The organism is Oleiphilus sp. HI0066, from assembly GCF_001635725.1.
In genome coordinates this window covers 1-911 of sequence record NZ_LWFH01000730.1, presented here as the reverse complement: position 1 = coordinate 911, position 911 = coordinate 1, and the positions used below count along the sequence as shown (strand labels likewise).

1 protein-coding gene is annotated in these 911 nt (G+C 43.2%); it reads right to left on the bottom strand.

The features are described 5' to 3' along the window. The coding region (locus A3738_RS08960; protein ID WP_197473743.1) for an efflux RND transporter permease subunit at positions 1 to 911 on the bottom strand (911 nt) is incomplete at both ends.

The following is a 911-nucleotide window of genomic DNA, read 5'->3' as shown; positions in this document are numbered from 1 at the left end:
GTAATACAATCGCATTATTTATAACGATACCAGCCAGTGAAATCACACCAAGTAGCGTCATGAACCCAAAGAATGAATGAGCCACAACGAGACCAATCGCGACACCAATAAACCCTAGAGGTATCGTCATTAAAACAATCGCAGGCTTGCGAAGAGAATTAAATTGCGCGACCAACAAAATCAGAATTAAAAAGCCAGCTATCGGTAGCTTTGCAGCAATAGACTCATTTGCCTTATCCGAGCTCTCAAACTCGCCACCAAGCTCATAACTCGCACTTAATTCCCAATTCTGTGACTGCTCTTCAAGCCATGGAGTCAATTTCTCAAATGCTTCAGTAGCTGTGACACCATCAATGAGTTGCGCTCCGACAGTGACCGTTTTGATTCGATCTCGACGCAAAATTTTAGCGGGCTCCCATATTAGCTTCAGATCGGCGACTTGCTTCAGAGGCAAGGAATCACCTGTAGACTGCACATACACAGAGATCCCCTCTAACTTCGAAATATCATCTTGTTCTGACTCTTTGGTTCGAAGTAATACGGGAATAATATCTTCGCCACGTCGATACTCTGTCAGCTCTAAGCCGCTCAAACCCGTCTGCAATGAAACCGCGATATCTTCGTTGGTTATACCTGCGCGACGCGCTTTAGTCTGATCAATAATCACTTCAAACTTCTTCGTCTGAATACCCCAATCATCATTAATATTTGTAAGTTCAGACAGCTCAGACATCTTGGCTTTCAGGGCATCGACTCGTTCAAATAAGGTCTCGATATCTTTTGCGTATAGGCGATATTCAACGGGATTTTTCACCGGTGTACCGTTTTCAATTCGCTTTAAGGTTGCTTGCACATCTGGGAAATTTTCAAATAAATACGCATTTAAGCCCTTAATACTTTGATCGACAGCC